Annotated in this window: 13 protein-coding genes and 5 pseudogenes; 13 read left to right on the top strand and 5 right to left on the bottom strand. The window is 50.5% G+C overall.

Annotated elements, in window-relative coordinates; all coding sequences use genetic code 11:
* Positions 1–66: 66 nt before the first annotated feature.
* Positions 67–1296: a DUF4368 domain-containing protein gene (locus D1841_RS14450; protein ID WP_160644163.1), complete on the top strand. Its 1230-nt coding sequence runs from the start codon at positions 67–69 to the stop codon at positions 1294–1296.
* 180 nt (positions 1297–1476) lie between these two features.
* Here the strand turns inward: D1841_RS14450 and D1841_RS19925 are convergent, their stop codons facing one another.
* Both D1841_RS19925 and D1841_RS19930 read right to left on the bottom strand, forming a co-directional pair.
* The gene (locus tag D1841_RS19925) at positions 1477–1665 is read right to left on the bottom strand and encodes a helix-turn-helix domain-containing protein (protein WP_371721991.1); all 189 of its coding nucleotides are present in this window, start codon (positions 1663–1665) and stop codon (positions 1477–1479) included.
* A 242-nt stretch (positions 1666–1907) separates the two neighbouring features.
* Positions 1908–2384: pseudogene (locus D1841_RS19930) on the bottom strand (AraC family ligand binding domain-containing protein); the annotation flags it as partial.
* Between the two features lie 178 nt (positions 2385–2562).
* On the opposite strand from D1841_RS19930, the gene D1841_RS14460 reads away from it, so the two are divergent.
* From D1841_RS14460 to D1841_RS14500, 9 genes and pseudogenes are all read left to right on the top strand, one after another.
* The gene (locus tag D1841_RS14460; protein ID WP_160644167.1) at positions 2563–3066 is read left to right on the top strand and encodes an MFS transporter; all 504 of its coding nucleotides are present in this window, start codon (positions 2563–2565) and stop codon (positions 3064–3066) included.
* 14 nt (positions 3067–3080) lie between these two features.
* Positions 3081–3515, top strand: a complete 435-nt coding sequence (locus D1841_RS14465) for a GyrI-like domain-containing protein (protein ID WP_237076395.1) — start codon at positions 3081–3083, stop codon at positions 3513–3515.
* Between the two features lie 42 nt (positions 3516–3557).
* A complete protein-coding gene (locus tag D1841_RS14470) occupies positions 3558–4526 on the top strand; it encodes a serine hydrolase (RefSeq protein WP_160644170.1) in 969 nt (322 codons plus the stop codon).
* 246 nt (positions 4527–4772) lie between these two features.
* Positions 4773–6222 (top strand): annotated as a pseudogene (locus tag D1841_RS14475) (recombinase family protein); the annotation flags it as partial.
* Position 6223: 1 nt separating this feature from the next.
* Positions 6224–7153, top strand: coding sequence for a hypothetical protein (locus D1841_RS14480; protein WP_160644174.1), 930 nt, complete (start codon positions 6224–6226; stop codon positions 7151–7153).
* A 215-nt stretch (positions 7154–7368) separates the two neighbouring features.
* Positions 7369–8118, top strand: coding sequence for a DUF3849 domain-containing protein (locus D1841_RS14485; protein WP_160644177.1), 750 nt, complete (start codon positions 7369–7371; stop codon positions 8116–8118).
* 68 nt (positions 8119–8186) lie between these two features.
* A complete protein-coding gene (locus tag D1841_RS14490) occupies positions 8187–8453 on the top strand; it encodes a hypothetical protein (protein ID WP_160644179.1) in 267 nt (88 codons plus the stop codon).
* A gap of 153 nt (positions 8454–8606) precedes the next feature.
* The gene (gene mobC / locus D1841_RS14495) at positions 8607–8936 is read left to right on the top strand and encodes a plasmid mobilization relaxosome protein MobC (RefSeq protein ID WP_237076392.1); all 330 of its coding nucleotides are present in this window, start codon (positions 8607–8609) and stop codon (positions 8934–8936) included.
* Complete coding sequence (locus D1841_RS14500) at positions 8905–10233, top strand: relaxase/mobilization nuclease domain-containing protein (RefSeq protein ID WP_160644181.1); 1329 nt, start codon at positions 8905–8907, stop codon at positions 10231–10233. The genes mobC and D1841_RS14500 overlap by 32 nt, the downstream gene beginning before the upstream one ends.
* 218 nt (positions 10234–10451) lie before the next feature.
* On the opposite strand, the pseudogene D1841_RS14505 reads toward D1841_RS14500, so the two are convergent.
* A pseudogene (locus D1841_RS14505) lies at positions 10452–11405 on the bottom strand (relaxase/mobilization nuclease domain-containing protein); the annotation flags it as partial.
* 102 nt (positions 11406–11507) lie between these two features.
* On the opposite strand from D1841_RS14505, the gene D1841_RS14510 reads away from it, so the two are divergent.
* Positions 11508–12917 (top strand): ATP-binding protein, encoded by a 1410-nt coding sequence (locus D1841_RS14510; RefSeq protein WP_160644188.1) that lies wholly within the window; start codon positions 11508–11510, stop codon positions 12915–12917.
* A 220-nt stretch (positions 12918–13137) separates the two neighbouring features.
* On the opposite strand, the pseudogene D1841_RS14515 reads toward D1841_RS14510, so the two are convergent.
* A pseudogene (locus D1841_RS14515) lies at positions 13138–13767 on the bottom strand (ParB/RepB/Spo0J family partition protein); the annotation flags it as partial.
* Positions 13724–13879, bottom strand: a pseudogene (locus D1841_RS14520) (ParA family protein); the annotation flags it as partial. The pseudogenes D1841_RS14515 and D1841_RS14520, both read right to left, overlap by 44 nt.
* On the opposite strand from D1841_RS14520, the gene D1841_RS19515 reads away from it, so the two are divergent.
* Positions 13877–14011, top strand: a complete 135-nt coding sequence (locus tag D1841_RS19515; protein ID WP_256377093.1) for a hypothetical protein — start codon at positions 13877–13879, stop codon at positions 14009–14011. The pseudogene D1841_RS14520 and the gene D1841_RS19515 overlap by 3 nt on opposite strands.
* Positions 14012–14025: 14 nt before the next feature.
* Positions 14026–14739: a recombinase family protein gene (locus D1841_RS14525; RefSeq protein ID WP_160644192.1), complete on the top strand. Its 714-nt coding sequence runs from the start codon at positions 14026–14028 to the stop codon at positions 14737–14739.
* Positions 14740–14753: the final 14 nt, after the last annotated feature.

The following is a 14753-nucleotide window of genomic DNA, read 5'->3' on the forward strand; positions in this document are numbered from 1 at the left end:
ATCTCGCCGCAAACCCGCATGAATACTGGATTTTTGCCTGTTTGCTTTCCCTTTCCCCAATAACCTGTGTTCAATGATTTTTACGCCAAAGACACAAGCAGAAAGGTACGGGCAATCAAGCGGGCGCAAGGACAGGCGGGGGAACATCTGACAAAGCCGCCCTATGGCTACATGGTAAGCTCTGCGGACAAAAAGCAATGGATTGTAGACGAGGAAGCCGCCGCTGTGGTGAAACGGGTTTTTGATTTATGTATCGGTGGGAAAGGTCCCATGCAGATAGCAAAAATCCTCAAAGAAGATAAGGTACTGACTGCCAAAGCCCACTACGCAAAGAAAAAGGGGAAAGCACTTCCCGAAAATCCCTATGACTGGAGGGATAGTACCATTGTCGGTATTTTGGAGCGTATGGACTACTGCGGGCATACGGTGAACTTCAAAAGCTATTCCAAATCCCACAAGCTGAAAAAGCGGATTCCTACCACAAAGGAACAGCAGGCAATTTTCTATAATACCCATGAAGCGATTGTGGAGGACGCAGTTTTTGAACGAGTGCAGGAACTAAGGGCGAACAAACGCCGCCCCACAAAAGCAGACCGACAAGGCTTGTTCTCCGGCTTGGTATACTGTGCGGATTGCGGGAGCAAATTACACTTTGCCACTTGTAAAAGTTTTAACGGTTCACAAGACCATTACCGCTGTGCAAAGTACAAGAGCAATACAGGAAGCTGTACGGCTCATTTTATCCGCGAGGACGTGTTGAAGCAAATCGTATGGAGCAGGATATTTGACGTGACCGCCCTTTTCTTTGATGACATCATGGCTTTCCATGAAATGATGTATCAGCAACGCTCCGCTGAAACAGAAAAGGAAATGAAGCGCAGGAAACGAGAAGTCGGACAGGCACAAAAAAGGATTGCGGAACTTGACCGTATCTTCAAGCGGATTTATGAGGACGATATAAGCGGCGCAATCAGCCACGACAGGTTTTTGAAGCTGTCCGCAGAGTATGAAGCGGAACAGCGGGAACTGGAAGAAAAGGTCAAGGCAGACCAGCAGGAAGTCGATACCTACGAACAGAATAAAAGCGATTTTGACAGCTTCGCCGCGATTATCCGCAAATATGTGGGGATAAAGGAACTTACCCCCGCAATCGTCAATGAATTTATCAAGAAAATCATAGTCCATGCGCCGGAAAAAGTGGACGGGAAGCGGGTACAGAAAGTAGATATTGTTTTCAACTTTGTAGGGGAAATCAATTTTCTTTCTGCCACGCAACCGAAACGGCAAGGCGCATAGAAACTCGAAAAGACGGTACAGCCCATGTAATCGGGGCTATACCGCCTAATCTGAAATTACTTCCCTCTAACCGTAAACATTTGAAACGACCGGCGTTGCCGGGCATTGTGAACCGAGCAGGGGCCGATCTGTGACCCCTGCTCTTTCTCCTGCTTTTTTATCCGACACCCCAAACCGCCCTCATTCTCCCCCTATACTACTCCCCACAGCACCCCTATACTCTCTAGGCGAGCACCCCATCTCTGCCTTGAAACACTTGGTAAAATAGCTGGGGCTGGAAAACCCGCAGTCCAGGGCGATGGCGGTGATGGGTCGTCGGTAAAGCTGAGCCGCTGGGCTGCGGCGGAGATACGGCGGCGCTGGAGGTATTCAGTGGGGCTGCAATGCAGGTACCGCTGGAAAGCTTTCTGGCAGGTACGGGCACAGATATTTCCATAGCGGGCTATGTCGTACACGGTAATGGGTTCGCTTATGTGTTCTTCCATCCAGCGGAGCATGGCCTTTATCCGGGCTTCCTGCTCATCGGTAACTTTACGGGGCGGCAGCACGCCGCCCTTTTGCTTTGCCAGGAAAAGGATCCGGGACAAGGCCCAGCGCACCGCCAGCTCATAGCCCGGCGATTCCTCATGGCACAGGCGAAAAGTCTCCCGGAATGCATCAAAAAAGGCAGAGTCTCCAGCAGGAGTAAATGGGAGGAACGCAGGCCCTTCCTCTACAAAGGGGCGTACATAGTCCGTGTCGAACACGCTGCCGGGGGCCCCGGCCACGATACCTGGGTCGAAAAGAAAGGAGCGGTACTGGGTAGGCCCCTCCAGATAGGTAAAGGAGTGCAGTGCGCCAGAATTGATGAGGCACCCTTCGCCCGCCTTCAGTTGCCAGGTCTTATCTCCTACCCCCACTTGGACGATCCCCTTCGGCAGAAAGAACACCTCCAGCTGCCGGTGCCAGTGGGGCGCAATGACTGGGCTGCGGATCATGCCGCTTTCCCTGGTGGAATCCAGCATGGTCAAATCAAAATGCCGGGAGCTGTTTTCGAGCACTTCGCGCCCCTGGCCGTCAAGCTGCATATGCGGCCTGTAATTTATCATAGGTTCCCCCTCCTTTGTTCGCTGCAGTACAAGTATATGCCGTCAAGGTGTATGCGTCAAGAGGTTCTTTTCTGTATACTGAAAGCAGCTTCGAAAACGCGTATACGAGGTAATGCACTTCTTTACCCTGGGCCGCGGTTCGCTGCGGCCCAACTTTTTCTACAGGAGGGATAGTTTCATGAGCAAAGAAAAAAGGCGCGGCTTCATCGGCAGCTACACAAGCTACGCCATGCTGTACTTCTTTTCCTATTTCACCCTTGCGTCCTTTAACGCCGTGCTGCCGGTGTACCTGACCGGCATCGGAAAGCAGACCAGCGAGATGTCCTTCATCCTGTCCGCCTCCAGCTTTTTCTCCCTGGCCATTGGGCCTTTGGCGGGGTATTTGTGCGACCGCACCCAACGGCCCCGGCTCATCAGCGGCCTGCTGATGGTGGGCATGGCAGGCATGTCCCTGCTCTTTGGACAAAGCCGCGAGACCCTGGCTCTGTTCCTGCTTAAGGGTGTGCTGATGTCCTTTCTGGTTGCCACCCAGCCTGTCTCTGAGAAGCTGGCAAGCACAGGGCCCCACCGCTACGGCGTACTGCGGGTGTGGGGAACCGTGGGCTATTCCGCGGGTGCTCAAGCTGCCGGTATCGCGGTGCAGAGCTTCCCACCCATGGCGCTGTTTTCCATGTACGGCTAGTCGAGATACCAATGATGTATCTTCTGTCGATACGAAAGAATGTTTTAGAACATGAGTTTTCAGAGGAATATGGTATATGCTTTGGGCAACTATTTCGGAAAATGGAAGAGAAGAAGCTGACAGCAGCTGCTCCGCCGATGGTACTGTTTCATGGCGATGAGTATACCCCATTTGGATTAGATACAGAGTTTGCAATCCCTATAAAGGAGTATGCAACTGGAACAAGAGATTTCTGCCCTGGATTATGCTTGAAAACAGTTGTACAGGGTTCTTATTTACAGCTTTCTTCTGTTTATGCAAGACAAATAGAATGGGCAGAAAGGGAAGGCTATGAAAACAGCAATGCGTTGTATGAGGTATATGTAACAGATCCAACAGAGGTTTTAAAGGAAAGCGAACTTGTTACGGAGGTCTATTATCCGGTAAAAAAGAGAGTTTCAAAAGACTGAAATGACAAGCAGATGCTGTGAAGTGCATGAGAGGAAGAAAGTATGAATCAGATAAAGATGAAAGAGTTGGAACAGATTATAAGTAGCAAATATGGAAATACCACAGGGATCATCATAATAAAAGATGGTGATGTATCCTATGAAAAATACTTTAAGGGCTGCACTGCGAATAGCCGCGTTCATATCTATTCCGTGACAAAAAGCATTATTTCAATATTAATTGGGATTGCTCTGGATAAAGGATACATTAAAAATATTGAGGAGAAAGTGCTGGATTACTTCCCAGAATACAAAGTGAAAAGGGGAGAGAGAAGAATACAGAATATTACACTAAGAGATATGCTGACAATGACGGCACCTTATAAATATCGATTTTTTGCACCTTATATAAAATATTTTACAAGTAATGACTGGGTAAAATTTTCGCTTGATTTATTAGGCGGTCGTGGGAAGATAGGGGCATTCCGATATGCCCCGTTGATCGGGCCGGACATCTTATCGGGAATTTTAGTGAGGGCAACAGGGCAACCCGTATTAGATTTTGCGGCAGAGAATTTATTTGAGCCGCTTGGAATTAAAGTGGAAAATAATTTACTATTCGAAACCAAAGAGGAACAATTGGCATTTAACCAGTCTACGGATATTAGCGGATGGGTAATAGATTCTATGGGGATTCATGCGGCAGGCTGGGGACTTACGCTTACACCAATGGATATGGCAAAGATTGGGCAGTTATATCTGAATGGCGGTATGTGGGAGGGGAAGCAGATCATTTCCTCAAAATGGGTAGAGGACAGTACAATAGAACACAGCCGATGGAAAAAAGAGAATCTGCCCTATGGATATCTATGGTGGGTAAATGAGGATGGCTATGCAGCAATGGGAGATGGCGGCAATATCATTTATGTAAACACAAAGAAAAAGCTGGTGATTTCTATTGCAGCTCTCTTTGTACCCAAAGCAGGGGACAGAATAGAATTAATCAAGAAATTCATTGAGCCTATTTTATGAGATGAACAAAATTGTATTATCAGTTGACTTTATCACAAAGACGATTTATAGTGTCATCGACCAAGAAAAAGGGATTGACTCTCGTATTATGTGAGGGTTTACACTTAAAGTCAGGAGGTGGTTTCTTTGCTGAAAATAGGAGAATTTTCAGTCTTGTCACAAATCAGTATCCATATGCTCCGGCACTATGATGAGATTGGTTTGCTGATTCCTGAGCATGTGGATGATTTCACGGGATATAGATACTATATAAACGAGATGTATTCAGCCGATGTGTCGGTCAAGATAAAATCGGCATATCGGGCGAGGTTTCAGCAGGGGAAATTCATGGGAACATATGCGCCCTATGGGTATGTCAAAGACCCTGCCGACCACAACCATCTGCTGATAGATGATAAGGTGGCGCACGTTGTAAGGGAGATATTCGACCTTGCACTTGCGGGAAACGGAATCGCCAAAATCCGCAAGCACATCAATAAACAGCACGTCTTACGCCCTGCCGCTTATGCGGCGGAGCAGGGGGTAACAGGCTATGAGAGATACTTTGAGGACAATGAAGAAAACCGTTATATCTGGAGCGAGAACAGCGTGAGGGGCATTTTAAGAAGCCCTATCTATGCGGGAAACCTTGCAGGCTATAAGCGGATTGCCGCCAACATGAAAAGCAAGAAACGCCCCTCTAAACTGCCAGAAGAATGGGAAGTGATACCCGACACACATGAGGGAATAGTCACGCAGGAGGAATTTGACACCGTACAGCAGCTTATGACGAGCCGCAGACGGGAACAGAACGCAGGGGGATTTAAGAATATCTTTGCAGGCGTTATCAAGTGTGCGGACTGCGGCTATGCTTTGCGGGCGATGAACGCTAACAGGAGGAAACGCCCCGATGTTATCGACTGCGTACTGTATTCATGCAATAATTATGCCAGATACGGGAGAAGCGAGTGTACTCCCCACAATATAGAAGCGAGGGATTTATTCAATGCCGTGCTTGCCGACATCAACCGTTTTGCGGATATGGCGGTGAATGACGAGCGGGCGGTGAGGGCGATTGAAAAGCGGCTCACGGAAACAGACCAGAGCAAAGCAAAGGCAATGGAGAAAGAACAAAAGAAGCTGAACAAACGTCTTGCAGAGCTTGACAGGCTGTTTTCCTCTCTCTATGAAGATAAGGTCATGGAGCGTATCACCGAGCGGAATTTCGAGATGATGTCGGGGAAATACCAGAAAGAACAGCTTGAAATCGAAGCGAGATTAAAAGAGGTAACGGAAACTCTCAATGAAAGCTATGAGAAATCGCAGGGAATCCGTGACTTCCTCTCCCTTATCCGCAACTACCAAGGTTTGAAAGAACTGGACGCAACCGTGGTAAACGCACTGATAGACAAGATACTTGTTTCGGAGCGTGAGAAGATGGCAGACGGAACGGTTAGACAGGAAATCAAGATTTACTATAAATTCATCGGCTTTGTCGGTGAATTACATATCACACCCACAAAGCGGTGGACAGCGTTACCCGTTAAACACTGTACGGTGTGCGGTGTTGAATATGTCCCCGGTTCTGGCATATCGAAGTATTGTCCTGTTTGCGCCAAGAAGATACAGAGGGAGCGTGGGATTGAGGGAAAACGTAGGAGCAGGGAAAGAAAAAGACAGGTATATATTGAACTGTCCGCAAAAAATGACCGACTGATTTGACGCAGCGGGAGGGCCGCATCAAGAGGAGGGGCAACCAGAACCCCACCGTACACATTTACCGTTATGTTACAGAAAATACGTTCGATAGCTACTTGTGGCAAACTGTACAGAAAAAGCAGGAATTTATTGGGCAGATTTTGACCTCAAAATCCCCTGTACGCTCCTGTGAGGATATCGACAGCACGGCTATGGACTTCGCCGAAGTCAAGGCTTTGTGCGCGGGCGACCCCCGCATAAAGGAGCGCATGGAACTGGATATAGAAGTATCCAAGCTGAAAATTTTGCAGGCCAGCCACCGCAGCCAGCAGTACCGTTTAGAGGACAGGGTGCGGCTTTCTCTGCCAAAAGAGCAGGAGGACACAGAGCGGCGTATCCAGTGTTTGCGGGAGGATATCACCATGGCAGAGGCCCATCCACAGCACGCAGAGGGCTTTGTGGGCATGGAAATCTGCGGCAAAATGTATATGGAACGCAAGGACGCCGGAGCCGCATTGATGGAAGCCGCTGCCGGGTTCGAGATTGGTTCGGCGGAAAAAACCGGCCAATACCGGGGATTTTCTCTGTGTATCCGCAGGCGTACTTTCTCTGACGAAAAGGAATTTCTGCTAAAAGGCAAGCTCACCTATGTCATAGAACCGGGCGATTCCGGTATGGGGAATGTCATGAAAATTGAAAATGCCCTGACGCGGTTACCCGCAGAATTGGAGAAAACAGAGGGTAAATTGGAAAATATCAAGCAACAGATCATACTTGCCCAGGCTGAAATCGGCAAGCCCTTCCCCCAGGAACAGGAGCTGAAGGACAAGATTGCCCGTATGGCCGAGCTTGACCGGGTGCTGCAATTAGAGGAAGCAGGCAGGAAGGAAGCTGGGCAGCTTTGCCCCCAAGAGCCTTTGAAGAACGAGGAAGTCGAAGTGGCTTTGTAACCCATAAAATGGTAGCCCTTGCCTTACCCAGATTGCCCTATTGCCCCTAAAATGGCTCTGCAGAGCCATTTGCATCCGTATCCCCTTTTTCAAAAGATGATAGGACAAGGATAGGTTTTCCTGCTATAATAGGTATTGTAAAAAAGTGCAGGGAGGGCAGGGCCACATGGGGGCTTTGCCTTTTCCTATGCCTGTTTTTAGAAAGGGGCGATGCCATGAGCGTAGAAATTAACGATGAACTGTACGATAAAATGTTAGAGGAAAAGGAACGTTTCCGGGAAGAACTCCTGTCCATGGAGCCGGAAGAAATACTGGACCATGCCTGGGAATACACCGCCCGCGAGGATATCCTTATGGCCGTGGAGCATGGGGATATGGAGGAGGGGCAGGCCAAGGCACTGTTGTCCCCCCCTTCGCCGCTTGCCGATGTGATGAAGGAATACAGGAAGCAGGAAGTAAACAACGGGGCGATACTCGCGGCCCTGGAGGATGCTGCCAAGCTTCATATGGAGCCGCCCATCTACCGTCAAAGCGTCCAACATGCTATGGAGCATGGCGAACGGGAGGCGTATTTTGCTTCCAGGAGGGTGTTTGAGGCTTGCGGGAATGCGATTGATGAAAGCGTAAACAGCCACTTTGACGGGATGCATTTACCGGACAGCGTGGTGCGGGACGTGCTTACAAAATACAGCGCGGAGCGTGTAACGCTGGTGCTGGCCCGTACCGTCCAGGGAAAGGAATGGGACTTGCGTTTCTCGCGCGCTAACCGGGAGTGGGCAAGGACGGTTGACACGTCGTGCATAGGGAAGGAGCCGTACTACTGCATGGCAACCGCCCACCCTGCCATACTGGACGGGTTTATTTCCCTTTTCCGCAAACAGGTTTTGGAGAAGGGTAAAGCCCCCCAAGCCCATAAAAAGCCTGCCAAGCATCCACAGGAAAGGGGGGATGGTTTTGAACTTTGAACACATCCTACCCCTTGTACGGCCACCCCCTGGGTGGTTTTTTTCATGCCAATTTTGAGGGGGAGGAGGTGAATTTTATAGCAAAACGGGAAAATATCTTGAACCTTGCCCTGCCCTTCCCAGATGAAAAATCCCATGCGCTTACGCACTTTTTGGAGGAAAACAGGGAAGATTTGGAGTGCTGCATGGTGGAATCTGCAGAGCAGTTGTACCGCAAAACGGTTCCTGCTGCCATACGGAAATACATTGACGCTACGCTGAAAAAGCAGCAGCCGGAGCCGGGGAAAGCATCCCTTGAGGGCGAAAGCAGGCCCGAAGGGCCGGCAAGTCTTTGATACCGGGGGGATCCCGGTTCAAAGACGAGCGAGCCAGCATCGCATTTGTATACACGCTCGTATACACAAACGTCTACACAAATGCAGTTGGTTAGGGAGTGCCCTAATACCCCGTTATAAAGCGCTTCGCGCATAAAGGAAGGAGTTGATAGATTGTGGTTTAATTTCCGTTTGACGGAAAAGGAGCACCGGCGGCTGCAAAAGCGGGCGAAGTCCTGCGGCCTTACCATGTCGGCCTATGTCCGGCAAATCATCAATGGGTATAAGCCCAGAGAATCACCCCCAGCCGATTACCATTCCATGACGCGGGAGATAAAAGCAATCGGCAACAATCTGAACCAGCTTGCTTTTGTTGCCAATGCTACCGGGCTTATCGACGAAGCTGCTTATTATGAAAACGTCATTCAGCTACGGGATGCCCTACAGCGCATAGAGAAAGCCGTGGTGGGCAATGGCGCAGACGAAGATATGGCCGGTGACTGACCATCTGGCCCGCTGCGTCCGCTATGTGATGAACCCGGACAAGACCCAGGGTGGCAGGCTGGTTTCGGGGGTGAACCTGTTTATACCCTTCTGCGATTGGCAGTCTCCCACCAGCCAAATGCGCAAGACTAAAGAGCGTTTTGGTAAACCGGGTGGGCGGCTGGCGTATCACCTAGAACAGAGTTTCAAAGAGGGGGAGGTCACGCCAGAGCTGGCGCACAAAATCGGCGTGGAGCTGGCGCGGGAATTGTTTGGGGACAGGTATGAGGTTGTGGTTGCCACCCACGTTGACAAAGTACACATCCACAACCACATACTATTAAATTCTGTTTCCTTTGCGGATGGTAAGAAATTCCACCAGCCTAACAGTTTCTATGAAAACCATATCCGCAAAGTGTCCGATGCCCTCTGCCAGAAGTACGGCCTTTCTATTATAAAGGAGGCAGAGCCGTCCCACTATGAAAGCTACCCGGCCCAGCACCATCAGGAGCCGCATCCCTCCCCCACCGTCCACTCTGCCATGTATGAGGACATCGACCGGGCCGTGGGCGCTGCCCGTGACATGGAGGGTTTTTATCATATCTTAACGGAAATGGGGTACCGTGTCAAGCGGGACACAGCCCACCCAGCTATTGCACCAGAGGGGCACGGCTTTTTCCGGCTCTACAAATTTAAGAGGGGGTACACAGAGGAAGATATCCGGCGCAGGATAGAGGAAAAGAGCAAGGCTCACGCACCCAGCAAAGTTTATGGTGCATGGAACAATCAAAAAGAATTTCACTTTTATCAGGTGCGGTTCACCCGGTACTTTGCCCGTAGGCTCACCATGCGGAGCCTACGGGCTACTTATCTCCACTACCGCTATCTTTTGCGGAGCGTCCAGCGGCAGACGTACCCACGCTATCCAAGTATTGATTTGCGCAAAGAGGCTGCCAAACTGAACCGCTACTCGGCGCAGGCGAGGCTGCTGGCGCGGGAGAAAATCGACACCCAGGAAGATTTGCAGTCCTTTCAAAAATTACTGGATGAGAAAATCCATACGCTCAATAAAAAGAAATGGTATTTGAAACGGACGCTAAAAAAGGATATCACAGATGAAGAAAGGCAGGCGTTGAAAAAGCAAATTGAAGAATTGGAAAAACAGGTGCGGCCCCTGTACCGTGAACGCTTCCTCTGCGCGGATATCAGGAAGCACAGCGGGGTGGTGGATGCGGAAACCCGCCGGGAAAAAGTGGCGGCGCGGGAGCGGCTCACACAGGAAAGGGGGCACACATGGACACAACGGCAGAAGCAGTAGATGAATTATTCCGGGTGACGTACAAGGGCATTACCTACACTTTCCGTCTGGCAGAGGAACTGCTGGCGGGCGGCGGCAAGCTGGTGGCAGGCGCGGCTCACGGCGGCGCGGCGCTGGCGGGCATCTTTGCAGCCTTGAAGCACCAGGAGTACCGCACAAAGGGCGCTGTGAAATTTGAAAATTTGTTGCAGCGGGGCAAGGGCTTTGCCCAGTTTGACATGCTCGGTGAGATAGTTCATTGTCTGCGCCATCTGTTTCAGATTGAATACCTTTGCCCAGCGCGCGTAGCCAGCGCCTTTTCCGGCCTGCAATTTTGCCTGAATATCCACCAGAAGATTGACTTTGGGCGGCTCTGATTGAACAGCCGCTTTCTTCCTTGGGGTATGCTCTTTTTTCCCCGCCAGTACCGCCCGTATTTCATCTTCACTGTATCCTTTTCCCAGCTTTCCATCCATGCGGGCAACATTCTTCCAGCCGGGGGCTTTGAGCCGGATTGCCTGTCCCCGGCGCGACACTTCACATCCCATTTCTGTAAGCAGTTTTAACAGCCCGTCAAAGTCTGCCGGTTTCTGTTCTAATGCCTGGTCAATCATCACGCGGAGCTGCTCCCGGTGGGAGGGCTTCGCCTGATCCCCCAGCCACTTGTTATAGCTTTTTCCATGCGGTTTTGGGTCCTCTACAATGGAATAGCCGTTCTCAACGCAGATGGTATCATTCAGCCGCCGGACCGCGCGGGTGCTGCCCCAGAAGTTTCGGAATTTCCGGTCACAGTTCAGATTGACCGCGTTCCAGATGATGTGGTTATGGATATGGGATTTGTCGATATGGGTGCAGACCACAAAGGCGTGACTGCCCTTAGTGAACCGCTTTGCAAACTCCACGCCCAGCCGGTTGGCTTCTTCCGGGGTAATCTCGCCGGGGACAAAGGACTGCCGGACATGGTAGGCAAGTACATCGTCCGCACCGCGTACCCGTCCAGTGGTGGAAATGTACTCCCGTTTTGACAGCAGAAACTCGGCATCGGCTACCCGGCTGTCACACGCAAAGCCGGTGACGAGCCTGCCGTTATCTGTCTTTTGCGGGTTGGATACATAGTCAATAATGTCACTGACCGCTTGGCTTTCGGTGCGGCCCTTGCCGATGTGCAGCGGCATGATGCGTGTAGTTGCCATGATGGAATCCTCCTCTCTGAACTCGTTTCTTTTATTGCAATAAATCCTTTTGGCGGGTATAATAAAATAAAAATTTTTCTGCACCTCAAAGGAGTGCCTTTTATGATAGAAAAATGGATAGCAGAGGCAACGGAATGTGATTTCAAAGTTGCCGTTGAAATTAAAAAACCAAAAAGCTGGCTGAAAAGCGTCAGTGCCTTTTCTAACGGTATTGGAGGGACGCTGTTCTTTGGCATTGATGATAATCAGAATACGGTCGGCCTGCCCGACATTCAAGGTGATGCCGAGGCCATCAGCCGCTTTATTAAGGAGCGGATTACACCCATCCCTCAATTTGTGCTGACCCCGTTTCAGGAAGATGGAAAGGATATGCTTGCCTTAAAAATTCCAGCTGGGACCTCTACACCCTATTACTATAAGGCAGACGGTATTATGGAAGCCTACATCCGGGTTGGGAATGAAAGCGTGGTTGCGCCTGATTACATCGTCAACGAACTGATTTTGAAAGGAACGCACCGGTCCTTTGACGCGCTGGTGACAGATGCCCCCAGGAAAGATTATAGCTTTACACTGTTGGAAGCAACCTACCTGGAGCGTACAGGACTGCGGATGGAACTGCCGGACTACTGTTCTTTTGGCCTTGCGGATAAAAATGGGATGCTCACAAATGCCGGAAGGCTGCTGACGGATCAGCGCACTGTTTTTAACTCCCGGATATTCTGCACCCGCTGGAATGGTTTGGAGAAAGGCTCTATCTTTGATGATGCGCTGGATGACAAGGAGTATGAGGGCAGTCTGATTTATCTCCTGCAAAGCGGCTGTGAATTTATCCGAAACAACTCCAAAGTCCGTTTCGCAAAAGAAGCGCAGTATCGTGTGGATAAACCTGATTACGCAGAGCGGGCAGTAACCGAGGCTGTGGTCAATGCCCTGATCCATCGGGATTATATCGTTTTGGGCAGCGAGATTCATATTGATATGTACGATGACCGGGTAGAGATTGTATCGCCAGGTGGAATGTTCGAGGGTGCGCCTGTTCAGGAATGTGACATCAATACCATTCGCTCTGTACGCCGGAATCCAGTCATTGCAGACTTGTTTCACCGTATGAAATATATGGAACGGCGGGGAAGCGGTCTGCGTAAGATCGTAAGTGAAACAGAAAAACTGCCAGGGTATGAAGAATATCTAAAACCGGAGTTTTTCTCAACACCATCGGATTTCAAGGTGATTTTGAAAAATGTGAACTACATCATGAGTGGTAGTTCCACACATGAAACCACACATGATACCATACATGACTTTGCTTTGACGCAAAAACAGGCTCTTTTATTGGACTTCTGCACCGAGGCCAGAAGCAGGGATGAGATGCAGTCATTTGTTGGGATTACAAACCGTTCTCATTTTAGTAAGGCTTATTTGAAACCGCTGTTGGCATCTGGGAAACTTAAAATGACCATTCCTGATAAGCCTAAGAGCCGGAGCCAAAAATATATTACAGCAAAAGAGTAATAGGCCAATCCGGGTTGTGGCTGGAATCAGCCGATATTCCGTCAAAAAGAAAAAGCGGAGGAAGGCGCGGCGAAGAACGCCGTTCCTCCCTCCGCAGATGGGGCAAGCTGTCCGGTCAGGAGAGCTTGGAAAGCTGGGCCAGTATCTTCTGCACACCCTCCCAAAGCTGTTCCTGCCGCTGGGATATATCCTCCAAATCAGCGTCATAAACCCGCCCGGTTTCATAGGCTGGGTTTAGGGCAATTTTCTTTTCGTCCACCATGTTCAGCAGTTCAGGAATTAACTCGGTCAGGCGAATGTAGCGTGAAATCTGATTGCGGCTTTGCCCAACCTGTTCTGCTAAAATTTCTCTGGATTCCTTGCCTTCAAAATTCCGCCCAAGTTGGGCGGAATTTTTAGAGGGCCGACCCGCCTGCCGTTTCATGGCTTCTAATTTCATCTTGTAGGCAAAGGCCCTCTCGCTGGGGAGCAGGCTTTCCCGCTGCAAGTTGCTGTCAACCATAATAATCGTGGCGGCGTCATCGTCCAAATCCCGGACAATCACCGGCATGGTTTCTTTCTCTGCCAGTTCGCTGGCCCGATGCCGCCTGTGTCCGGCTACCAGATCATAGCCGCCCTCCGGGTCAGGACGGGCGATAGCAGGAACCAGAACACCGTACTGCCGGATGCTGTCCGCTGTTTCCATCATGGCATCATCATCTTTGACCTTGAAAGGGTGGCCCTTGAACGAGTGCAGCTCGCTTAAAGGGATTTCTACCACCTTTTCCCGCCCCGCATCGGCGCGGCTTTCCTCGGTGGAAAACAGATCATCGACCGATGCCAGCTCTACTTTTTTCGCGCTGCTTTTCAAGTTTCAACACCTCCTTGGTCAGATTTGCGTAGCCTTCCGCTACTTTGCCGCCTGGGTCATGGGCGAAAATGCTCCTGCCCTCCGCGCTGGTTTCCTTTGCCCGGACAGAATGGCTCTGGTAGATAAAATACTCATCTATGAGGACAAAAAGGTGGAGATCGTCTTTCGGTATCGGGATGAGTTCGCCAGGGCGATGGAGGCAGCGAAAAACTACAAGGACTGTCCGCTTCCGGCAGTGGGCTGAGAGGGAGAGAGAAAATGGCACGAAAGAGCAGAAAAGCACAGGCACAGACTGTGGCAGAAGTGAAAAAGGAAATAACGGCGCTCCCCACCGCCATCTATGCCCGCCTCTCGGTGGAGAACAGCGGCAAGGACGATGACGGGAACTCCCTGCAAAACCAGATCGCCGTCTGTGAGGACTATCTGGACGGATGCCCGCACCTCCGGCTCACGGAGGTCTACTCGGACAACGGCAAAACCGGGACTGTGTTCGACCGTCCGGCGTGGAACCGCCTGATGGACGATGTGCGGACGGGGAAGATACAGTGCATCGTGGTTCGTGATCTCAGCAGGTTCGGGCGCGACTATGTGGAGACTGGCAACTATCTGGAGAAGATTTTCCCAGCTCTGGGGACACGGTTCATCTCCGTGAAAGAGAATTTCGACAACTTCACCTGCGGCAACGCAATGGAGTCCCTGTCGGTGAGCCTGCAAAACCTGGTGAACGCCATGTATTCACGGGACATCTCCAAGAAGGTCTCCACGGCACTCCGGGCGCAGATGGAGACGGGGATCTTTCGGAACCGCAACCTCCCCTATGGCTATCTCTGGAACGAGGATAAGACCGCCTATGTGGTGGATGAAGAAGCCGCCGCTGTTGTCCGGCAGATATTTGAGTGGAAACGGCAGCCCGGTTTGGACGCAATTACAAGGAAACAGGCCAGTACTTGGAGCAAATCTTTCCCTTTTTAGACGTGCGTTTTGTT

Origin of the sequence: Neglectibacter sp. X4, from assembly GCF_009917365.1 — a bacterium.
In the GTDB taxonomy this organism is placed as follows: Bacteria; Bacillota; Clostridia; order Oscillospirales; family Acutalibacteraceae; genus Acutalibacter.